This is a genomic window from Chlorogloeopsis sp. ULAP02 (assembly GCF_038404745.2).
Lineage (GTDB): Bacteria > Cyanobacteriota > Cyanobacteriia > Cyanobacteriales > Nostocaceae > Chlorogloeopsis.
The window spans coordinates 31878-51863 of record NZ_JAYKTT020000071.1 but is presented as its reverse complement, the minus strand read 5'-3'; the positions used below and the strand labels follow the sequence as shown (position 1 = coordinate 51863).

Below are 19986 nucleotides of genomic sequence, written 5' to 3'. Positions count from 1 at the left end.
ACAATTCAGCTTACTTTCATAAATGTCTAGCGCTTAGAAACGCCACCAAGTTCTTTGCACGTAGCTAAGTATAGCTATCGCGATCGCCAAAACAAACAGTAGTAAAATAATTCCTCCAGGAATAAAAGTCAGTATGCCAAAACCTCTCAATACCCAAACAGCGATGGCAATACCGAGAAAAAGACCAAAAGCTTGGGTTAATGCACGATTAAGTTTGGAAGAAGATTGACTCACGTAGCTTGCCTCTTAACTTAACAGCCCTTCGATTTGAGATATAGCCATCTTAGATCGGCTAAGAGTGAATGGGAGCGTTGTTGAAAATGCAATCTGCATGAAATTAGTATAATTGAGCATTTGTCCCATTTTGCGGGATTAAAAAGCAAAATTCTCGATTTTCCAATCAACCTTCGTATCCACTTTCCAGCATCATTCCAACTCTACTTGCCGCTGTATCTAAAATTAGAAATCGCCCGGATGGGTGTCTACAGCATGAGTTCTATGTGGCTGGTGGACAAATAGATGGGTTTAAGGCTCCGCTAAATTTTCAATGAGCGCCTTCTACAATTAGTGGTGGGTGACAAGACGCAGAGCAGATAGAAGTAGGTATCCCCCACGAATTGATTCTGAATTCTTCTTCAAACCTTGCTCGGATTTGAGGTTGGTACGAGTAATAGTAGTATCGATTAATCTGGCAATATGATAATTGTTGCAAGCTTTAAGGTAATTTTACTGAAAAACCTGGCAGATATTATTTAATATTAGTAAAAATTAGAACATAATTAACTATAAATATTTATTTTCGGGAATTTTGTTTATTGGACTGGAATTGTAATTGATGGAATACACTTAATCAATAATTAAGTAGTTCCGAGTTTGAATCTCTGGAATGTGAGGAGTTTAGGAGTGACAGAAAACATGATATTTGCATCCAATATCTCAGGCTCATATACCCCAGGTTTGCAAATGGCTTGGAGTCAAGATGAGCAAAATAAAGTCATACAACAAGGTGAAATTTTATTAGAAACGCGATCGCATACAGCTTGGGGTGGTGCGGTAACTGCTTGGATGTATGTACCACTGGTGCGATCGCAAGTCTGGCAACAACTCACAGATTACCCTCGTTGGGTACAGTATTTCCCTGACATTACCAAAAGCGAAGTGTTGCACAGACGAGGAGAAGTCAAGCGTCTGTATCAAGCAGCACAAAAAGCTTTCTTCTTTTTTACTGCCCATGTAGAAATTTACTTAAACGTTGTGGAAGAACTGGGGCAGAAAATCCAATTTCGGCTAGAACAAGGTACTTTCCACGATTTCAGTGCGGAATTGAAACTCTTGGATTACGGTAGTGGGACTTTGCTTAGTTATGCTGTACAAGCAACCCCGAATATTCCCATCCCGTCAATTTTAATTCAACAAGCAATCAATTTTGAATTACCAGCTAATATGCGTAAAATGCGACAAGTTCTTTGTAGTGTTCAGTAAAAGCAATGACACAGGCACAAGAAATATTAGACTTTTGGTTTGGCAAACCCGAACAGCCAGATTATGGAAAACCAATAAATATTTGGTTTACTAAAAAGCCAGAGTTTGATGAACAAGTGCGAACCCAGTTTTTTAAATATTACCAAAAGGCAGCCGGAGGATACTTAGACGACTGGATGGAATTTCCCGATAGTTGTTTAGCACTAATTTTGCTGCTAGATCAATTTCCCCGCAATATGTTTCGCAATACTCCAGATGCCTTTGCCACAGATTGGGAAGCACTTTCAACCGCACAGCACGCTGTTGCCCAAGGTTATGACCGAAAATTACTATCGGTACAACGCTGGTTTATTTACTTCCCATTTGAACACAGTGAAAATCTTGAGCATCAACGTCAAGCAGTAAAGCTATTTCAACAACTTAGTAGCGATCCTGATAGTACTAGTTGTATTGACTACGCTATTCGTCATATGGGAATTATTGAGCGTTTTGGGCGCTTTCCTCATCGGAATGCAATTTTAGGAAGAAACTCTACATCCGAAGAAAAGGAGTTTTTGAAGCAGCCTGGTTCAAGGTTTTAGGGGTTGGAGAAAGAGGACACGGGGACAACGAGAGGATATTTCTCCCACTCTCCCACTCCTCTTCCTCATTCCTCATCCCCAGTCACCAATCCCCAATCCCTAATTAGGCTGTAAATTTGAGTCTGAGTAAAAACTACCAGAGTTACCTATAGTTTTTTGGCAACGCTGAATATCATCTCCGAAAACCCAACCTTGTGTTCCATCAGCAAGTTTTACTTGGACAAAATCTCCTCGTACTTTCATAAATAAAACTTTTTCACCAAGATTTAATTGCTTCATTGCGCCAATCTCTGTTTGGGGTTCAGAGCGTAATTTTGCCAATAACTTGCCGCCAGAAGGAGAAACAACACGACATAATTGAGGTTGTTGTAATATCAAATTCTGTTGTGCTTGATTTTTGTTTAAATTACCAGTATTCAATAAAAATATACCGGCGATCGCACTAACTGCAACTGCTGTACCTACCTTTAATTTAGGTTGTATTCTCTTCGGCGCAATCGAAGCTGGAACTATAATCGGACTCACTGATGTTACTTTTCTGCCACCGTTTTCAGACTTTTTAATTTGTGATACCCGCATAGTCTTAGGTGCAGGTTGTGCTGATGCAAGTGTAATCGCAAAGCACCTGGCATAATCCATCGGGGTATAGCCACTAGGATATTGCTTGCAGCTAATTTCCCTAACTCTGAAATTCTGTTGCCCCAAACGCAGAGTGCTGCCAGATGCTAAAGGCATCTCTCCAGCCAAGAGCAATTGTCCGTCAATAATAGGAGGATTCTGCTGACGTAAGTTCCGTAAATAAAATCTCTGTTTTGGTGAATGAAAAAAGATTTCTACGTGTAGTCCAGATATTGTCGGATCTGGTAAAACAATATCGCATTGTTCAGGGTCACGACCAATACGGATTTTGCCAGAATTTTTACTTTGTTGCTTCTCCAAAATCGTGCGATATTTTACCTGACCATCTTCTACCCACTCTAAAGTTAACTGATGTAGGCTGGTTGCAGAAGACTCAACGCTTGCGATCGCACTATTAATCGCACTATTAATCGAATTACCTAACCCTCGTAACGCCGCTAATACTTCGCTTGCTGTTTGATAGCGTTCTTTGAAATGATAACGCGTCATCTTCGCGAGAATAGCAGTTAATTCCGGAGTGATAGAAGCTAAATCCTGCCAAAGAATTTCTCCCGTATTTGGATCATCTTGCAGTTCGTGGGGATATACTCCCGTTAATGCTTGAATACCCATCATCCCCAAAGCGTAAATATCACTGCTAGGACGTGGTAATCGCCGAATTTGCTCGGAGGGCATATAGCCGCGAGTGCCAACAATAATAGTGATGTTTTGCTGCCCTGCTCCAATGGCGGTTTGGCTTCGCAGTTGTTTAATAGCCCCAAAATCAATTAGAACTAATTTGTTGTCTGATACACGCCTAATTAAATTATCAGGTTTAATGTCTCGATGAATTACACCCTGAGTATGAACAAATTCCAAGATGCTCAACACTTCAATCAGCATTTCGATAGTCTGATCTTCCGTCCATCTTTTTCCTAGAGGTAGTTCTCTACTGAGCGGATGCCCTTCAATAAATTCTTGTACTAAATAAAATTGTTGCTTTTCTTCAAAGTAAGCTAAAAGTCTCGGTATCTGGCTGTGATTCCCCAACTGTTGTAGGGTGTCGGCTTCTTTTTGAAATAGCCTTCTGGCAGTTTCCAAAGATTCCGGGTCTGTACTAGTGGTTTTAAGATGCTTGAGGACACAATTGGGTTTTCCTGGGAGGTGTATATCCTCAACAATGTAAGTTTGACCAAAGCCCCCCTCACCCAATACTTCAAGAACTTTATAATGTCCTGCTAGTAACTGACCAATCATATTGTGACGGTGATTGTAAAAAATTTACGGCAATTTTGCTTCCCCATTTAGTTATCTAGTATGTTTTATTCCTCCCAATTTTGTTCAAATATAATGTAAATTTATTGTAAAGGATGGGGTAATTAAAAGTTTATTGCATTGTCTTTCTTCTGGCATCCTATGACTAAGGATTCTCTGGCGTAGTCAGTAGACATAAATAAAAATTCCTGGTAAATCAATGAATAACAAATTTCACAACTGAGGGTTGCCACTTTGGCATTAAGCTGAGAATTTTATATACTAGTAATTTGTTTAAATTTTTTGTTTAGTTTTTTGATGTCAAGGTAAAGAATCTGACTAAAGAATGGAAAAACAAAGCAAATTTTTGAGTATATTTCCTCTACTTTAAGGAGGATAAATCAAAGAACTTTTAAGAATACTCAGCACTGAAGTTAATAAGTATCCCTATTGACAGTAAATCTTCTCCATTTATGAAGAAAGCTACTTTTAGCTTCAATATATCTATACTTAAATTTACAAATTAAAAATTGCTCAAACATATTTTTCAGTATTTTTCTTTTTGGATAAGTATATATTAAGATAAGTATTAAAAATACAGACCCTCGACTTCTTAGAATGTCGGGGATCTAATAGAAATAGTTCCTTTTATCTTTTCCCTTTCCCTGTTACTTTTTCTTTAATAGATGCCAGTCCAAGAGCGAAGTAGCGGAATAATATAAGAAATAGGTGCTGTTTCTCCCACCTTGACTTTAACTGAGGTAGTAGTACCAGATGATAGTTTTAGTAGTGGCCCCTGTGAAGATGACCATTTGTAGCCACTTGGTGTAGCTGGATCTTCTTGTAGCTGCACAAAAGCTTGAACTTTACCTTCTCCTTTGCCTGCAAGGCTTGCTGCAATTTCTTGATTGCCAACCAGTGCAGCAATATCTTGTGTTGTTACAGGAAAGGAAGAAATATTTGTGATCACTCCTAAGATGCCGCCTTCTCGCTCCCGCTTGGCAAAGCTGGGAGTAACCTGTACGGACATTCCAGGTTTAATTTGTTTACCATCTTTGTTAGCAAAGTAAACAAGGCTCACCATTTTTGTTTTCGGATCTTCCGCTTCGATTGAGCCAAGGCGAATACCCGAATTAACAATTTGACCTGGAACAATACTTATTTCTAATATTTGACCGTTGTATTTACTAATGATTTTACTTTCTTTTGCTAATTGTAATTCTAATTGGGCAATGCGACGTTTAACTTCTCGAATTTGATTAGTTTTTTCGATAGACTGTTGAAGTTCTTGCGTCTGCAATTTTGTTTCTTGAGTTTTTAAGTCTTTAATTCTAGTATTAATTTCGTCAATTTTGTTAAGATTTTGTAAGTAATCTCTTTGAGCATTAGTTGTTTGAATATCAAGCTCTTTTAATTGCGTTTCAATCTCTAAAAATTGTGTTTGAGTATTAAAGTATTCTTGCTGGGTTTGGACAAATAAATCTTGGCTAATTGCGCGTTCTTTAAAGAGCTGACGTCTGTTTTCAACTCGTTGTTGCAAGATTTTTAGTAAATAGCTAATTTGTTTCTTTCTTTGCCTCAAACTGTGACGTTTTTGGGCGATCGCGCTCATGGTTTGATCTCGTAACTTCGGCGTCACTTGCTCTCGCTGGAGGCTGCCTTCCATGTCCATCCGTTGCTGTTTGAGGATTTGGATTTGCTGGGCGATTAGCTGCTTTTTTAACTTATCAATTTCTTGATTCTGAATTTGTAATTGCTGTAACTTTGCTTTCTCTTGCTGCAATTGCTGCTTTAAGGTAGATTGGTCAATTACACCAAGCACGTCCCCTTTTTTAACAATATCTCCTGGCTTGACTTTTAAACTTAGCAATTGACCGGAACTAGGAGATTGAAATTGCACCATATGCCGGGGACGAATGAGAATTCCTTGTCCTGTCACAGTTAGGGGAATTCGCCCAACTACACTCCAGACTCCAGCCATAGCAACTAAACAGCCCATAGCAGTTAGGGTTAGCCAAGCTTGGGGCTTGACAATTTGGATTGCCTGATCAAGTTGTTCAGGAGAAGACAGGCGATCAAGGGCTTCTTGACGGAAGATTTTATTTTGTTTGATCTGCATGGTTTTTCGTTCTTCTCCTTTCTATAGTCAGTTCACGGTGATTTTCGTTGTTTGTTCTTTGTTCTGTCTGACAATGTTTTAAGCCTCTGTAGGAGGAACTGGCGCTAACGCCGATAGACAAGTGGATGGATAAGCGAAAGTAGCCGTGAAATGGTATAAGGACTTTACGCTTTTTCATTGGTAATTAAAAAGCACTTCTAGCCCATACACAAGAGAGAAGCAACAGTTATTTCATCTGCGTTGAAAGACTTAAGCTCAAGAACCTAACGCAATAAGTAGAAGGCAGAGGGCAGAAGGCTGTTTCCATCTGCTTTCAGTGAAGTTGCCATTTTACTGTCCACCTACTTAAGCTTCTGTATTCCCTATTTCTCGGTGTTCTCACACTAAGTTGCAATTCCGAGATAGTATTTCTCTCTCTGCTCCCCTGCCTGCCAGAACTAATATGTTTGAACGCAACTTGGTATCAGTGTCTGGAGTTGCTAATCATGAAAAAATTCTCGTCAAAGAACCACAAGTCTTTCCCAGTGTCTTTAACGAGAATTAACAACACACTTACTCCCACAACACAAAAGGGAGGTCTTTAAATTTCTATCTATCTTAGCGTTTTATGTTGAATTTCTGTTAATTTACAGATCAATCGGGTAAAAGTAGGGGAGGCGATCGCTATTTATCGACAATCTCTCATTTAATTTTATTTTTAGTTAACAATAAGTATTTTCCTTGTAGAAAAACTCCTGCAACGAAACTTTGCGCCTAGTGTCAAACTTAACCAGACATTGCGTGCAGGAGGTGTTGGGAGACGACTTTTTTGTTTTTAAATTAGAGATAAATCGGGGAGAACTAGGGGAGAAAATCGCCTGGTTAGAAAAAATGTCTCAGATGAAGCGGGGAGATCCTCGTCTGCTGTTTCTACGAGAGATTCAGTCATCAAATCGGATTGCCATATAGATTATCTGTAGAATTGCTATAGATAAATGCGTTGGCAAGAAAATGGCGTTACAATCTCTATACCAAGTTGACATTTACATCTTGGATTGAATCAGGAGTCGGTGGTGAGCGCCCAACAGCTAGAGCAAATAGAGCATTTACAGGCAAGCCTCAGCAAAATGCAATTAGCACTAGAGGTAATCGCTGATGCTGTAATTTGGGTAGGGGAAGAGCAACAGATACAATGGTGCAATTCTAGCTTTGAGCGTCTAATTAACCAGCCCCACAGTCAAATTATCGGCTCTAGGTTTAGTGAGATATTGCCTCTTTTTCAGTTAGGGCAACCTGTAGCTATTGAGGCGTATCCTGATGTACAAATGCACAAAGGGAATTACGTAACGACAAATTATGAATTTAGACAAAAAGATAATTCGTTACTGTTACAAATCTCTGGAAATTGTGCAGGATTAAGCGACAAATCTGCGGTGATAGTGATTAGAGATATCACTTTGGTAAGGCAAGATCACACTCGCGTTCCACAAGTAGAACAATCACCACAAGAAAGTGATGAGCATTTGCAGACACTGATTAATGCTTCACCAGATATTATTTGCTTTAAAGACAGCGCCGGACGATGGTTGGAGTCGAATCAGGCTAACTTGGAATTTTTAGGACTCCAGGGTGTTGAATATAAAGGTAAAACAGATTTAGAACTAGCACAATTTAGTAGTTTTTATCGTGATGCTTTACTCAATTGCATCCAAACGGATGAACAAGCTTGGCAAAAAGGCTCTCTTTATCGAGTAGAGGAAGTTATTCCCCGACCAGATGGCACAGTGAGCATTTTTGATATGATTAAAATCCCCTTGTTTCAGCATGATGGCAGACGCAAGGGATTGTTGACATTAGGGCGAGATATTAGCGATAGTAAACGAGCAGAAGAAGCTTTACGCCGTAGCGAACAAAAATATCGAAATATTTTTGAGAATTCACTAGTGGGCATTGGTCGCACTCGTCTTGAAGATGGGTTATTTTTAGAAATAAATCAACCTTGTGCAGAAATTATTGGCTATAGTTGCGTTGCTGATCTGATTGGTAAGCATTACGCACCAGAATTTCATGTCAATCCGAGCGATCGCTCTTGGCTATTAACTCAAATAGAACAGTATGGTGAAGTGCGTAATTTTGAGATCCAATTACGTCACCGCGATGGAGGTATTCGTTGGGGATTAATGTCCGCTCGTGCCAACAAAGAAGAATCTTGTCTAGATTTCATGATTGTTGATATTAGCGATCGCAAATTAGCAGAGGAAGCCAGCAAAGCCTCGGAAGCAAGACTCAACACAATTCTTGATAGCGCCCTAGCTGCCATTTATCGAATTCGAGTGTATGCCCATCGCGATTGGGATTTTGAATATTGCTCTCCAAAAAGCGTACAGCTTTGGGGATATTCTCCTGAAGAGTTATTAGCAGATAAAACTTCATTTGTGTCGCGGATCTTGCCTGAAGATTTGGCAAATATTTATGCAAAAGCCTACGACGACATTTTTGCAGGGCGAACTTACGAGGAAGAGTATCGGTATCACCATCCCGATGGCAACCTGCGTTGGATTTCTCTCACTATTACCTCTGTACGAGATGAAGTTGCAGACTACTGGATTGCAACGGTTATTTCTACAGATATAAGCGATCGCAAATTTGCAGAAGAAGCACTACGAGTTAGCGAAGCTCAATATCGTGATTTAGTACAAACAGCCAATTGTATTATTCTACGTTGGGATGGTAATGGTCATGTTAAATTTTTGAATGACTATGGACAAAGATTTTTTGGCTTTGCTTTAGACGAAATTATCGGACGTAATGTGATCGAAACAATTGTGCCTGAAATAGAGTCTTCTGGGCGCAACTTACACGTTTTAATTAGTGATATTTGCCGACAACCCGAAAATTACCTGCTTCACGAGCATGAAAATATTTGCAAAAATGGCAAACGAGCATGGATTGTCTGGGCTAATAAACCAATTTTAGATGAGCAGGGAAATTTAATAGAAATTCTCTCGGTGGGAACGGATGCAACGGAACGTGAACAAGCCCGTGAGGAATTAGAAACTTCTTTGTCACTTTTACAAGCTACTTTTGAATCTATTCAAGACGGAATTTTAGCAATTGACCAAGCTGGAAATATCATTAGTTACAATCAAAAATTTTTGGAAATTTGGTCGATTCCATCTGAAATTATTGTAGAACCAGAACTAGAAAAACGGTTACTTTATCTTGCCAATCAAGTTAAAGAATCGGATGTATTTCTACAAAAAGTCAAAGCATTATATGCTACTCCAGAAGCATATATTAACGATTTATTAGAACTGAAAGATGGTAGAGTTTTTGAGCGATATTCATGTCCGCAAAAGTTAGGAGAAAATATTCTTGGCAGAGTTTGGACATTCCGTGATATTACCAGTCGTAAGCAAGCAGAAGAAGCTTTAAAAGCGTCAGAAGCTAGACTAAATACTATTCTTAATAGTGCACTTGCTGCTATCAGTCGTTTCCGAGTTGATGCAAATCGAGAATGGCATTTTGAATACTGCTCTGCTGGAAGTATCGAAATGTGGGGATATTCTCCCGAAGAATTAATAGCTGACAAAAATCCTTTTGTTTCACGAATTGTACCTGAAGACTTGGAAGCTATATACAGAAAAGTGTTTGATGAAATTTTTGCCGAGCGAACTAGTGAAGGAGAATATCGTTACTTACACCCAGATGGAAATTTACGCTGGATTTCTTTTAAATTAACTTCTGTGCGAGATACAGCCGCAGATTGCTGGATTGCTACTTTCATGTCTACAGATATTAGCGATCGCAAACAGCGAGAGGTAGCTTTAAGTTTAATTGTTGAAGGCACAGCAGCAAAAACAGGTGATGAATTTTTTAGCTCCTGCGTCCGTTATCTGGCTCAAGTACTACAAGTTCACCATGCTATTGTCACAGAATGCATTGATGAAACCAAAACTAGAGCGCGCACTTTAGCAGTTTGGTTAGATAAACAAAGTGAAGAAAACTTTGAATATGAGGTTTATGGCACTCCTTGTGAACAAGTCTTACAAGGCAATTTATGCTACTATCCTCAAAAAATTCAAACTCTTTTCCCCGGTGATACAGATTTAGTTACTGTCGGTGCTGAAAGTTATTTGGGAGTTCCCTTAATTAATGCCTCTGGTAAAATCTTGGGTCACTTGGCAGTTATAGACAACAAGCCAATGGTAGACGATCCAGGCAGAGAATTGATATTAAGAATTTTCGCCGCTCGTGCCGGTGCTGAACTAGAACGCAAACAAGCACAAGAAGCTCTGCAACAGAGTGAATTAAAGTTTCGCACTATGGTTGAAAATGCCAGTGATATTATTTCCTTGATGACATTAGAGGGCAAGATAACGTATGTATCACCAAACATGACAGGAATAATGGGATATGACGTTGCAGAGTTAGAAGAAAAATATTTTGCGCCCTTTATTCATCCTGACGATGTAACTGTTATTTTCACTACACTACAAAAAATTGTAGAATTTGGTGGAAATCAATCGACAGAAGTGCGAGCAAGGCACAAAAACGGTAGTTGGCGATGGTTAGGTAGCAACGTTTCAAAAGTAGTTACATTGAGTGGTGATGAATTTATAATTACTTGTGCTCGTGATATTACAGAGCGTAAAATAGCAGAAGAAGCCTTAGAGCGTCGTGCTCAAGCAGAAAGTTTACTCAGCAGCATTTCTCGCCACTTCATCGATCAAGATTTAGATACTGCCATTAATTTTACGCTCCAGGCGATCGCTCAATTTATTGGTGCTGATCGCTGTTGTATTTTTGAGTACTCCCAGGATCGCAGCCACGTGCATCTCAGCTATGAATGGTGTGCTACTCATATTAAACCATTAACCGATATGGCTAGAGAAGGCGCTGTGACTATATTCCCTCGACTAACTGAAATAGCTCACGGTAAAGTTTGTCAAATTCCCTGTGTCGCTAACTTACCATCCGATGCGCCAGAGAGAATCATGTTTGAAAGTCAGTCGATCCAATCGATGGTTGGAGTGCCAATGATTCATTCTGATCGAGTAGTTGGGTTTGTTGGTGCGGATGTAATTCACAACTGTAAAATTTGGAGTCAAGAAGAAATTAACTTTCTAAAACTGGTAGGTGAATTAATCGCAATTGGTAGGGCAAGACATCAAGCAGAAGAAGCACTGCGAGTAGCAAAAGAAGCAGCAGAAGCAGCGAACCGAGCCAAAAGTGCGTTCTTAGCCAACATGAGCCACGAATTACGCACACCGCTTAATGCCATCCTTGGATTTGCCCAACTCATGGAGAGAGATCCAGCCTTAAATAGCAGACAACGTGAATCATTAGCAACTATTAACCGTAGTGGAGAACACTTACTCAACTTAATAGACGACGTTTTGGAAATGTCCAAAATCGAAGCAGGGCGAGTAGTTTTTAATCCCGAATCCTTTGACTTATTTGGACTATTGCAAACACTACAACAAATGTTCCAAATCCGTGCACAAGCCAAGCAGTTATTCCTCAAATTTGAAATCGCCCCAGACTTACCACAATACATTAATACTGATGAAGGAAAACTGCGCCAAGTTCTAATCAACCTCTTGGGTAACGCAGTCAAATTCACCCAACAAGGAGGAGTAACGCTGCGTGCAAGAAAAGGACACATGGAGGTGGGAAATCAAGAAGACACGGGGAGGTGGGGACACGGGGAGATGGGGAATGTTTTTGATAATGTCTCCGCGTCTTCTTCATGTACCCAATCCCTACACTTTGAGGTAGAAGACACTGGATGTGGGATTGCACCAGAAGAAATCGAAAATCTGTTTAAACCCTTTGTGCAAACAAGCAGTGGCATCCAAATTCGAGAAGGTACCGGATTGGGACTTACTATCAGCCATCAATTTATCCGAATTATGGGTGGAGAAATTCGCGCTCACAGCAAACTTGGGCAAGGTTCAACTTTTAGTTTTAATGTGCAAGTCAAAACCATACAACCATTACAAACTAACACCCAACTAACTAAAAGCCGTGTCCTGCAATTGGCACCACAACAGCCTCATTATCGTATTTTAGTTGTAGATGACCGTCAAGAGAACCGCGAACCAATTTTACAATTGTTAAGCAGCGTTGGTTTTGAAGTTGAAGCTGCAACAGACGGACAACAAGCAATAGCACTATGGCAAACATGGCAACCGCAGCTTGTGTTCATGGATATGCGGATGCCTGTGATGGATGGTTATGAGGCAACTAGGGAGATTCGAGCGAGGGAGGCAAAAGACGCGGTGACAACCAGAAGCAGTGACACACACACAGAAAAATTCCCCGCGTCTAAAATACGTACTGTAATTATTGCTTTGACAGCGAGTGCTTTTGAAGAGCAAAAGACAACAATTTTGGCGGCAGGTTGTGATGATTTGATTCGCAAGCCTTTTCGAGAACAAGTACTGTTTGAAAAAATTGCCCAACATTTGGGAGTAAGTTACCTTTATGCACAACCAGAAGCGATACTAGCACAGGAAAACAATCCACAAACAAGCCCAGTGATACAATTTTCTGAGTTAATCACAACCATGTCTGCACAATGGTTAGCACAATTACATCAAGCAGCTTTGGAGGTTGATAGCGATCGCATCATACAACTGCTTGAGCAGATCCCCCAAACTCATTCTGCTTTGGCAGAGGGAATTACTGATTTGGTTCGTCGTTTCTGCTTTGATGAAATTCTGGAATTGACCGGAAACTTGCAGTAATAGTTAATATCAAGTCTGGCACAAGTATGCTAACCACCGAAAGCAAAAGGAAAAACTAACTTTAAAGCGGCTGTTACTAGTAGATTAACCAAAGCAATCGGTAGCAAAAACTTCCACCCCAAATTTAGTAATTGATCGATACGAACGCGAGGCACCGTCCAGCGTAGTAAAATGGCAAGAAATACCAGGAAATAGGCTCTTAGCAAAGTCATGATGATGCCCAATGACGCCGCGACAATCTGCAACACAGGGTTGTTGGCGCTGACTCCTAACCAGCTAGCTATCAGACTCATCGGAATGGGAAAATCCCAACCTCCCAAATACAAAACGGCTATTAACAACGCAGAAAGCACTAAATTAACATAGGAAGAAATGTAAAACAGAGCAAATCTCATGCCAGAGTATTCTGTTTGATAACCTGCTACTAGTTCCTCTTCGGCTTCGGGTAAATCAAAGGGCAATCGTTCGCATTCGGCAAGGGCTGCGATCCAAAATATGATAAAACCGATTGGTTGTCGCCAAATGTTCCAACCCAGGATACCGTATCCAGATTGCTGATTTACAATATCAACGGTGCTAAGACTATTAGACATCATTACTATTGCCAGCACACTCAAAGCTAAAGGTATTTCGTAACTGATTGACTGCGCTGCGGCTCGCAAACCTCCTAAGAGGGAGTACTTATTATTCGATGCGTAGCCAGACATCAGCAAGCCAATGGGTTGAATACTTGATAAAGCTATCCACAAAAATACTCCCATACCTACGTTGCTGATGATCAAATTCTGTCCAAATGGCACAATTAGGTAAGAGAGAAATACTGGAAGTATTACAATCACTGGGGCAAGGGTAAATAACAACACATCTGATTTTGCTGGCACTACGTCTTCTTTAAAGACTAACTTTAAACCATCTGCAACGCTTGCCAATAAACCGAATGGCCCTATATACTCTGGGCCAATCCTTTGTTGTACGGCAGCAGAAATCTTTCTTTCTTGCCATATACAAATTAACACTCCCACTGTGGCACCAACTATCATCAGCACCATTGGTAGCGGCATCCAAATTGCTTTTGCTATTCCCAGTGGTACTCCTATATCCAAAAGAGATTGGATAAAACTTTCTTGCAAGTCAATTCCTGTACTCATATTTGCCAATTCCAAATTGCTTGAACTTTTAACGAAACTTTTGTGTCTGCTGCTATCAACCCTTGAATTTGTTGAATTTAACAAAAAGACACAATAATGTTTCTTCTAAATAAGCAAAATTGGCACTCTCATGTCTTGCAAGTTATTCCGATTTTTGTAAGTTATTGCTATTTGTTTTGAAATTGTTTGGGTGTTACACCAAGCAAGCGTTTGAAGTGCATATTCAGATGACTTTGATTAGCAAAACCAACCTTGAGGGCAATTTCAGCAATACTTGTTTGTTTTAACAACAGCAATTCCTTAGCACGGGCAATTCTGGTGTGAATAACAAATTTATGGGGGGTAAAACCTGTTGATGTTTTAAAAAGTTTCAGAAAATAACGCGGACTCATTTGTACTAACGCTGCTAGTTCTGCTAATCCTATATCTTCGTTAAGATGGGCGTGAATATAATCAATTACTATTTGTAACTTGTGTCGAGGTAAACCATCTTGATAATCACGCCAACTCGGTTTTTGCGTTGAGTAGTTTTGCAAAAGATGAACAGCCAAAGCGTTAGCCATCGTTTCCGCATACAGACGGCTTCCTGCCCCGTCATTTTCTAGCATTGTCTTAAGTGCTAGCCCAATTTGGTAGACTAGTGGATCGGAAATAGCAAAGTGTGGTGCTAGCTCTACCTGCTCAGGCTCAAGTGACTCGCAAATTGCACGCCTAAAAACTACTTGTTCAAAACCGAGAAGAATTATACTGAATGCTGTATTCCACTGAGCACGAGTAGCGATATTTGCTGGTGTAATAACAATATCACCTGGAAAAATTTGTTTTCTGTAAAATTGCCCGTCAATTGATTGCTCGTAGTTGATTATTTTTGGTACTTGTGTAAAAATAGCAACTCCATGTTGTGGAGCAAATACTTCAGGAGTTTCATGAGGAGGTTGACAGTCATATGCAAAATAAAATCCGTTCCACAGTGTTGGCAGGTTAGTTAAAAGTGGCGATCGCGAGTAAACGCGTTGATATCCTGCCTCCTTTTCCTGAGAAAAATCGATACTTAGAGATTTTGCTTTTGGCATTGTGCTTCTGGTTAATCAAGCCATTAAGGTTAACGATTGGTTATGTAGTCATTAGTTAGTAGGGGAGCCAGTGCGGTGAAGCAGCCCCCGTCTTGGCGGTTTCCGGCGTTCGCGTAGCGTCTCAGAAGGAGTTTGGGGGACTGCTGTACGCCGGAGGCGTTCCCACAGGGTACCCGAAGGGTGGACGGGTCTCCCGGCATAAAGGAGCCAGCGCGTTGCGGAGAGAAGCGCCGTGCGGGGGTTCCCCCCGTTGAGGCGACTTCGGAGGGTTCCCCCCGTTGAAGCGACTGGCGTCAACTGGCGTGCGGGTTTTGCTGATCATCTTACCGTTCAAATCGAGAATTTATCTTCTAAACCCGCCCGTACAGTGGTTAGTAGTTGGTTGTTCTCCTCTGCCCCTGGTGCTCCCCAGCTTCCCCAGCCTCCTCATCTCCCCACCTCCTCTTATCTCTTGTCTCCTTTTTTAATTTTCTCGCTGTACTTCTTGTACCTCACCAACTTCAAAAATTAAAGTAAAAGATTGCCCCATTTCTCGCTCAATAAATTCTTCCAAGAACTTTACTTGCCGAGGAGTTACGGGTTCCCTTGCCCGCACGTTGAGACGAATTTGTGGTGGATTAGTTAACCAGTTAGTTTCTAGTGTAAGTAACTGTAATCTTTGAAAAGTGACAGTTTTGTTTAAGAGTGCTCGTCGCACGCTAGTTTCTAGCTGTGCTTGGCGAAGCAACCGATAAAAGCTGACGCCTAAGGGAATGACAAGAATAACCGTCAAAGCTATAGTCCAAAGCAGGGGTTTTCGCGCCCGATGCAAAGATGCGTAACCTGCGAGTAAAAACGTCAGCATACACGAAAGAGTTATGCCTAGTAGGTTCGTCAGGTAAAGTAAGGTTGCTCCAATACTGAGCGAAAAGTTTGCCTGTGATAATCCTAAGCCAATCACGCAAATTGGAGGCATTAAGGCAACGGCAATAGCTGTTCCTGCTAAACTTCCAGAAATTTTTGGCTCAACTTTAGCATAGCCACTGATACCGCCAGCCGCGACTGCAATCCCTAGATCTAATAGAGTTGGTTCCGAACGTGCCAGCACCTCGCTGCCAAATCTAGGAAGACTGACAAATAACCCCAAACTATAGGCGATCGCAATTGCAATGATTGTTCCCACTGCGACTGCTATGACTCCTTTGCGAAATAAAATTATATTTCCTTGCAAAGCCCCGTAAGCCAAAGCTCGAATTGGCAACATCAAAGGTGCAACAATCATAGCTCCAATAATTACCGCACTACTGTTAGTTAATAATCCAAAGGTAGCGATCGCACAGGAGCCAACAATCAAAACTAGATAAGGTATATCTAATATTGATTCTGCTAGCAATTCTATTTCTAGCTGTTGAATTTGGATCGGCTCAACTACTTTCCTTCTAAAATTTTGGAAGCGGTTTTGCAATTTTCCGAGCACAAGGTTTTTTACCTCATTAATCTCTAATTTGTTTAGCTATGATGATGATTTTCTACAGACTGACTTTGTCATGTTCCCTGTTCCCTGCGTTCACCTATAACTTTTATTTTGCCTAACTACTTAATATTCAGAGGAAGGAGCTTGCCGCCATTGATCTAAAATATCCTTAAATAGCACTTCTTCTAGCCAGGTTTTGGCAACTACCGCCAGTGGTATTGCCATCAGTAATCCCAAAGCTCCAAAAAAAGTGACGAAAACTATTTGCGCTGTTAAAGTGACAGCAGGTAATAATGCCACCTGTTTTGCCATGACTGTGGGGGTGAGCCAGTAACTTTCAACGTTCTGAATTATGATGTATAAAATTAAGACTGCCACAGCTTTCCAAGGGGTATCAACAAAAGCTATTGCCATTGGTAGCACTGCACTTAAAGTTGGGCCTATATTAGGAATAAAATTAAGTAAACCTGCTAAAACTGCATGAGCTAGCACCAGTGGTACTCCTAAAATCCATAACCCCACTCCGCTAAGAACGCCAATAAATACCATTTCAATCAAAGCACCAATTGTCCAATTACCTAAACCTTGCACACAACGAGAGAGAATTTCTTCGACTCTAGGACGATAAAAAGCAGGAAAGAAGCGTACAAAAACTCTGCGGTAAGGCTGAGGATTAACAAGTAGCATTAATGTTAAAACAATAACTAAGAGGAATTCTAAGATTGCAGTGACAGAGGTAGAGAAAATAGCGATCGCCTGTTGCAGAAAATTAGTAGCTAAAGGCTGGAGTTGTTCAATCAGCCGATTAAAATCAGGAATATCTGGCAAATAAGTCTGTAAAAAGCGCTCCTCTAACCAATTAATACCTCTTTGTATTTGATTGATTCCGGTTGGTAAAAGCGTTGCTAACTGCCTAAGCTGCTCGATAAATGGTGGCACAATCAAAAAGAAAACGCCAACTAGTAGCGTTATGACAATACCCAAACTTAGCCACACAGCCCAAATCCGTTTGATACCAGACTGCTGAAATCGCTGCACAAGCTGATTAATAGATACTGCTAGCACTACAGCAGTGAATAATAGCAACAATAGCTGCCGAATTTGCCAAAGGATGTAAAGCGAGATTACCAGTGCTAAAAATCCCAGCCATTGTCCAAGTTTCATTTTGTCTATTTTTTAGAGTTTTAGTTTGTGTGAGGTTTAGTATTTAGCCTTGTCTAGGCTACTTTCTAAATATGATTACAAAATGACTCTTTCGCAATCAGGGCTACTAGCATTTCATGCCTAATCTTTTTGCAGCCAGAGGTAAAATAATTTGAAATGTAGAACCTTTCCCGACTGAACTTTTGACGCTAATTTCACCACTGTGAGATTGGATAATTTGTTGAGTAATCGCTAACCCCAAACCAAATCCTCCTGTTTTGCGAGAACGCTTTTTATCTACTCGATAAAACCGCTCAAAAATGTATGGCAAATCAGCTTTAGGAATACCAATACCATTATCTGTAACTTGAATTACAGCCCACCGTGATTGGGTATGTAACTGCAATTGAACTTGACCACCGCAGGGTGTATATTTGCAAGCATTGCTAAGTAGATTAACTACAGCTTGGTGTAGTAATAATTTATCACCAAGCACATCTACACTACTAGTAGGTAACTTAGAAATTAAACTGATATGTTGTGCTTCTGGTTGTGTGCCATATTCATCAGTTATTTGCTTAAGTAAGCCAGTTAGATCGACTTCTTGCAAAGATTCGTTAGGTAATCTGCCTTGATAACGGGCAAGAAACAGCAGATTATTTACCAAACTACTCATCGACTTGGCAATCTCAAAAATCTTTTGAAAGCGCTGACGCTGTGCCACGGGATCGTCAGATCTAGACAGTAAACCGTACTGGGCATTACTGATCATAGCTGACAGAGGCGATCGCAATTCATGAGAAGCATCAGCCGTAAACCGTTGTAAATGCTCGTAACTGTGGCGAATTGGTTGCATTGCCACACCTCCCAACCACCAACCAGTTAACGCAATTACACTTAAAGTGATGGGGACAGATATTGCCAGTATTAGACGGAAGCTTGCCAAAGCATTTTCTGTAGAAGTCATTGGCATTGCCACCTGCAAATAACCAATTAATAAATTATCTTGATAAACAGGTAATGTTACCTGACGCAACCATATTTGCTTGTCAGCAGTCTTGATAGTATCAAACCCACCTGGCACTGATAGGCGATCATGAGGAGCCACACCGAAAAATTGCACCAGTTGCTTTTTTTCATCGTACCAACGTGCATATACCAGCTGGCTATCTGGCAATGGTTGTACTCTACTTCCCAATAATGGTACATGTTCTAAGTCTACCTGTTGCTCACCTTTGTACAGTTCTGACTTCACATTCGCTGCCATCACGATGGTTTTTTTGTAGAGTAATCGATCCAGTTCCTCCAGCTGATCTATAACTTCTAGGTAATAAACTACCGCCGCAAATATAATTAGGATACTCCCCATTGCGAGAGTAAACCAACTTGCAAGATTACGACGGCTACGATTAAACATAGTTAGTCATTTGTCATTTTTCATTCGTCATTGGCTTAGAGGATAGTAAGGGCGGGTTTTTGGATTGTTTTTCGGCTCAAACCGATAATTTCTCTTCTAAAACCATCAGTACAGTGGTTAGTGATTAGTAGCTATTCTCCCCCTCTGCTCCCCTGTACCCTGTACTTTATCCCCTGTAACCTTCTTAACATTCTGGTGGGCGGAAGCGATAACCCATACCATACACCGTTTGAATCCAATCTGCTGCACCCAGTAAATGCAAGCGGTGCCGCAACTTGCGTACTAACACAGTTAGGGCATTACTTTCTGGTTCCATACCCCATTCCCACAACGCTTCTTCCATTTGGTTGCGAGTTAAAACTTGATTGGGGTGACGCATTAGATATTCTAGCAGTTGCGCTTCACGAGGAGATAATTCTACTTTTATTTGATTGCGTTCCACGCTCAAGTTCGCCAGCCGTAATTGTAGATCGGCTACACAAAGAGTATCTCCCTGCCAGTTGGGAGATCTACGCCCTAGAGCACGCACCCTCGCCAATAATTCGATCAAGTCAGCGGGTTTAACCACATAGTCATCTGCTCCCGCGTCTAAACCCATGACTTTATCCGGCGTGGTATCTTTAGCTGTTAGCATCAACACTGGTGCGGTTTTACCAGAGAGACGATATTGACGGCAAAGACTCAACCCGCTAATTGTGGGTAACATCCAGTCTAAAATTAACAGGTCATATTCTTTTTGAGAAATCAGCCACTGGGCAATTTCTCCATCTTCTGCTGCATCTACAATATATCCAGCTTCAGACAGGATACCCTGTAATGGCTCCAATTGTTCTAAGTCATCTTCTACCAGTAATATCCGCATAAAACATTAGAGGTTAAGCCTTTGCAGTAAAATTGATTGTCTTTTATTTCATAATATAAAAGTCAAAATATCATTAATGTCTTCCACAAGAAAGACTTTATTTTA

General features: G+C 40.6%; 13 protein-coding genes. 4 read left to right on the top strand and 9 right to left on the bottom strand.

Annotation, left to right across the window (positions count from 1 at the left end; genetic code table 11):
• Positions 1 to 33 precede the first annotated feature (33 nt).
• The gene (locus tag U2718_RS25110; protein ID WP_341995955.1) at positions 34 to 234 is read right to left on the bottom strand and encodes a hypothetical protein; all 201 of its coding nucleotides are present in this window, start codon (positions 232 to 234) and stop codon (positions 34 to 36) included.
• Positions 235 to 918: 684 nt separating this feature from the next.
• Here U2718_RS25110 and U2718_RS25105 point away from each other — a divergent pair.
• A complete protein-coding gene (locus tag U2718_RS25105; protein ID WP_341996298.1) occupies positions 919 to 1482 on the top strand; it encodes an SRPBCC family protein in 564 nt (187 codons plus the stop codon).
• A 5-nt stretch (positions 1483 to 1487) separates the two neighbouring features.
• On the top strand, positions 1488 to 2063 hold the full coding sequence (locus U2718_RS25100; RefSeq protein ID WP_341995957.1) for a DUF924 family protein: 576 nt from the start codon (positions 1488 to 1490) through the stop codon (positions 2061 to 2063).
• Positions 2064 to 2162: 99 nt separating this feature from the next.
• Here the strand turns inward: U2718_RS25100 and U2718_RS25095 are convergent, their stop codons facing one another.
• Together U2718_RS25095 and U2718_RS25090 are read right to left on the bottom strand one after the other, a co-directional pair.
• Entirely contained in the window at positions 2163 to 3938 is a 1776-nt protein-coding gene (locus U2718_RS25095) for a protein kinase domain-containing protein (protein ID WP_341995960.1), read from the bottom strand.
• A gap of 676 nt (positions 3939 to 4614) precedes the next feature.
• The gene (locus U2718_RS25090; RefSeq protein ID WP_341995962.1) at positions 4615 to 6054 is read right to left on the bottom strand and encodes an NHLP bacteriocin system secretion protein; all 1440 of its coding nucleotides are present in this window, start codon (positions 6052 to 6054) and stop codon (positions 4615 to 4617) included.
• Between the two features lie 756 nt (positions 6055 to 6810).
• Between U2718_RS25090 and U2718_RS25085 the strand changes: the two genes are divergently transcribed.
• Together U2718_RS25085 and U2718_RS25080 are read left to right on the top strand one after the other, a co-directional pair.
• Positions 6811 to 7002 (top strand): hypothetical protein, encoded by a 192-nt coding sequence (locus U2718_RS25085; protein ID WP_341995964.1) that lies wholly within the window; start codon positions 6811 to 6813, stop codon positions 7000 to 7002.
• A gap of 101 nt (positions 7003 to 7103) precedes the next feature.
• Positions 7104 to 12785: a PAS domain S-box protein gene (locus tag U2718_RS25080; RefSeq protein ID WP_411813363.1), complete on the top strand. Its 5682-nt coding sequence runs from the start codon at positions 7104 to 7106 to the stop codon at positions 12783 to 12785.
• 29 nt (positions 12786 to 12814) lie between these two features.
• On the opposite strand, the gene nuoH is transcribed toward U2718_RS25080, so the two are convergent.
• The 6 genes from nuoH to U2718_RS25050 all read right to left on the bottom strand — a co-directional run bounded on the left by nuoH (position 12815) and on the right by U2718_RS25050 (position 19881).
• Positions 12815 to 13933, bottom strand: a complete 1119-nt coding sequence (gene nuoH / locus U2718_RS25075) for an NADH-quinone oxidoreductase subunit NuoH (protein WP_341995968.1) — start codon at positions 13931 to 13933, stop codon at positions 12815 to 12817.
• Between the two features lie 167 nt (positions 13934 to 14100).
• The gene (locus U2718_RS25070) at positions 14101 to 15006 is read right to left on the bottom strand and encodes an AraC family transcriptional regulator (RefSeq protein ID WP_341995970.1); all 906 of its coding nucleotides are present in this window, start codon (positions 15004 to 15006) and stop codon (positions 14101 to 14103) included.
• Positions 15007 to 15469: 463 nt separating this feature from the next.
• Positions 15470 to 16462, bottom strand: coding sequence for a DUF389 domain-containing protein (locus U2718_RS25065; protein WP_341995972.1), 993 nt, complete (start codon positions 16460 to 16462; stop codon positions 15470 to 15472).
• A gap of 120 nt (positions 16463 to 16582) precedes the next feature.
• Positions 16583 to 17623 carry an AI-2E family transporter gene (locus U2718_RS25060; RefSeq protein WP_341995974.1) on the bottom strand — a complete coding sequence of 347 codons (1041 nt, stop codon included), beginning with the start codon at positions 17621 to 17623 and terminating at the stop codon, positions 16583 to 16585.
• Between the two features lie 106 nt (positions 17624 to 17729).
• A complete protein-coding gene (locus U2718_RS25055) occupies positions 17730 to 19019 on the bottom strand; it encodes a sensor histidine kinase (protein WP_341995976.1) in 1290 nt (429 codons plus the stop codon).
• Positions 19020 to 19203: 184 nt separating this feature from the next.
• Entirely contained in the window at positions 19204 to 19881 is a 678-nt protein-coding gene (locus tag U2718_RS25050) for a response regulator transcription factor (RefSeq protein WP_341995978.1), read from the bottom strand.
• Between the last annotated feature and the right edge of the window lie 105 nt (positions 19882 to 19986).